The sequence below is a fragment of the Cloacibacillus sp. genome, from assembly GCF_020860125.1.
Lineage (GTDB): Bacteria > Synergistota > Synergistia > Synergistales > Synergistaceae > Cloacibacillus.
Genome location: NZ_JAJBUX010000017.1, coordinates 1 through 3339, shown reverse-complemented (window position 1 = coordinate 3339; position 3339 = coordinate 1). Strand labels below are relative to the sequence as shown.

Genomic DNA, 3339 nt, shown 5'->3' with positions numbered 1-3339 from the left:
ATGTTCATCTGTCCGTCCGCGGTGATGGTGCCGCCGTCCTGCGCCCAGAGGGCGTGCGAGCCGTTATCCAGGTCGGTCTCTATCGTATTGGCTCCCGCCAGATTCACCTCTCCCTTATCCTGGGCTACCACCGCGTGCGCCCCGTTCCCCGTTGCCTTTATATATGAGCCGTCCTGCGTCGTCATGTTTATCTTGCCCGCGCTCTCGGCTTGCAGACTGCCGAGGATGCTCATCGTTCCGTCCGCGGTGATGGTGCCGCCGCCCTGCGCCCAGAGGGCGTGAGAGCCGTTATCCGGGTCGGTCTCTATCGTATTGGCTCCCGCCAGATTCACCTCTCCCTTATCCTGGGCCACCACCGCGTGCGCCCCGCTCCCGGTGGTCTTGATATGGGAGCCATCCGTGATCGAGATATTTGTGTTGCTGCCGTTCAGCGAGCCCTTTGATATCAGGCCGTAGCTCTCATCACCCTCCGTCTCAATGTAGGCGCTCTTCATAGTGATCTGTGACCCGCTTTTCGCGTATGCCCCGTGGTTGTTCCCGCCGGAGCCGTGGGTCAGGATCGTCGTATTCTTTCCCGCGGTGACGATCGCGCCGTTGCCCGTGTTTATCCCCGTGTTGCTCTTTGTGCCGTCCGTGACGATCGTAACGTCGTCGCCCAGCGTCACTGTCGAACGGAGACCGGGGACATCCTGTGCCGCGAGATTCGCATCGGCATAGATGCCCATATTGGATTTTCCGGAACCGTTCCGGTCGCCCTTAGAGGTTATTGTAGAACCGCTTCCGATAGAGACGTGCCCGCCATACTGCGCGTAAACAGCCGCGCCGTAGTTCGAGTAGTTTCCCATGTTCGTTATATTCGCGCCGTCTCCAATCTCGATGGTGGAGAGCCCCGTCTGGCTGTTTGCCCACACGCTGTATCCATAGACGGTGTTGCTGGTAATACTCCCCGCCTGGATCTCCGCGCCGCTGCCGATTTTGATGTTACTGCTGTCAAGGGCGTAGATGCTGATGGTCGAATCCCTCGTGATCAGACGCGAGTCGTCTCCAACGGTGATGCTAGCGCCCTTCTGCGCGTGGAGCGATATATAGCTGGATTCGACGTCCACCCTGTTCAGCTTTACTTCGTTTTCTCCGTACGCCTTTATACCGAATATCTGAATGGAGCTGCTGCTGCCGGGCTCCTTAAAGGCGCGTATCTTCACCGTGTGGTCGCCGTTCATCACAATGGATTTCTGCGGAAAGCTGGATGACGTCGTCTCGAGATTGATGGCACCCTTATAATTGACTGAAGGGTAGGAGGATGGGTCGTATGTATATGAGATATTCACATCCTCATTCCATTGATTAGAGGTTTCAACCGGAGCCGTGTAATTCAGCTCGGCGAAGGCCGCGGGGAGATGTACGCACAGTGCCAATAGAGCGGCGGTACAAATCATTCGTATTTTTTTCATCTTTACTTTCCACCTTTCTTCCCTAGATTCTGTTTTTTTGAATCATTGGGGGTTTTATATCTTTAATGGACTTAAAATTTGGGTTTCACATGAGACGGGGAGGTTTGCCGTGCGGCCGCCTTTATTGAAGGCACGCCGGTGGGAACCCTGATTTTTGGATGAAATCAAGGATCGTTCCCTACAGGGTCAAACCGCCGGTGCCATCGTCGTTAATGGTCTGTCCGGCTGTTTGCCGCCACGGATCAGCCTCGGTAAATTTCTGTCGAAACAGATCTTGTGGTCCCGCTTGTCAACGCCGTAAGTAAAAGCCCATAGAAGAACATTAGGAATAGTATCGTAATAGCCGATACCGTTTTTTACGAGCATGAAACATGCTGAAAAGAGGTCTCTCAACTTGGTTTGTTCAGCCTGATAATTTAGATTTTTGTAATGTATCTCCCCTTTCGTATCTTCGCGTCTTAAAATACCATTTTTATATTTTACGCGTCTAGTGAATAATACTTATTCTTAATAAGAAGAGGTATTTTGTAAAAATAATGAAAAAACTGATGATTTTATGCACAACTTAAAACTACCTTAAATGCCGCGAGGTGCAGAGATGTGGCGCACGATCTTTTTTAGGGGAGTAGAATATGACGAAAGTAGCGGCCGCCGTTTAATTCACGGAGGCCGCTACTTTCAAGTTACGTTTTTATGTCGTGATCAAAAGACTTAAAAGAAGGTCCTTTTTAGAGGCTGATCCTCCAACCGGCATAAACCTTCCATGGTTCAGTGAATTTGCCGCCCGAGGAGCGCTCCAGGCTCATGTAGAGACTGTTGCGGTCGTTAAGTTTGGTGGTGAGTCCGAGCCCGTACTCCCACCAGCTGTCGCCGAAGGACTCCGGTATGCTGACGTTGTTCGCGATGATATTGACGTCTCCGTCAAACTCTTTCACGTAGGAGACCTTCGCGTAGATGTTCGTCTTCGCCGTCTCATATCCGGCCAGCATCCCAAGGCGTCCAAGCAGTGAGTCGAAGCTGTCCACGCCGATTCTCAGGCCGTTGCTGGCGGTGAAATATCCGCCGTTCTGGTGGGTGTAGCTGAGCTGCGCCTGCGGCTCGATGTACCAATTTTCGCCCCTCTCGTTTTTCGTGAACCGGAACCGTTTGCCGAGTTCGAGAGAAAGTCCGACGCCGCCGGTGGAGAGTCCGTCTCCCGTGACGTGGCCGCCGTCGGAGTCGAGCACGTCAAAATCGTTTTTCATCCACATGTACTTGAGCACCGCGTCGACGTAGAAACCGTTATCGGCGATATAGGTTCCGTAGAGCCCGAGTGTCTTTGAATCCACGTTTCCACTGCCGCCGGTGCCGCCGTCCAAAATGCTGTAATCGAGGTCGCCCTTGCTGTATCCGAAGTATCCGCCGACGTATGTGTCGCCCTTCCAGCTGTTTTTGATCTTCCTGTCATATCCGACCTGAGCGCCGCCGTATTTCATGTCGAAGTCTCGCACGAAGCTCCTGCTGTTTGACTCCATCCTGCCGCCGTGGAAGCGGAACCAATAGCCGCTGTTGTAATCGGTGTCGCGCAGATCTCCGAGGCGCTGCATGAGTGTCTGAGTCTCGGCGTATGCGAGCAGGTATCCGCCCATGAAGGTGTTGACCGCTGCGGACGCCGGGGGAGAGGGCCTCTTGGTGGGGAAAAGCTCCCAATGACTCTCGTTTGCCAGAGCGCGGCGCAGTCCGTAGCTCCACGCGCCGATATCGGTGAGATTATCCTTTCCCGTGAGGGTGAATTCGGCGTTCCCGTCGCCGGTCTTGACGAGAGTGAGGGGGTCCTCCGCGCCGGTCGTGGGTGCGCTGCCCTGGTCCATGACTTTGATCTTATGGTCGCCGTCGCTGGTGTCGGTGA

The 3339-nt window shown here is 54.0% G+C and carries 2 protein-coding genes; both read right to left on the bottom strand.

The genetic code is table 11. The features are described from left to right. A partial coding sequence (locus LIO98_RS02185; RefSeq protein ID WP_291952901.1) for a hypothetical protein occupies nt 1-1451 on the bottom strand: 1451 nt, incomplete at its 3' end. 728 nt (nt 1452-2179) lie between these two features. Continuing rightward, on the bottom strand, nt 2180-3339 hold a 1160-nt coding region (locus LIO98_RS02180), incomplete at its 5' end, for an autotransporter outer membrane beta-barrel domain-containing protein (RefSeq protein ID WP_291952899.1).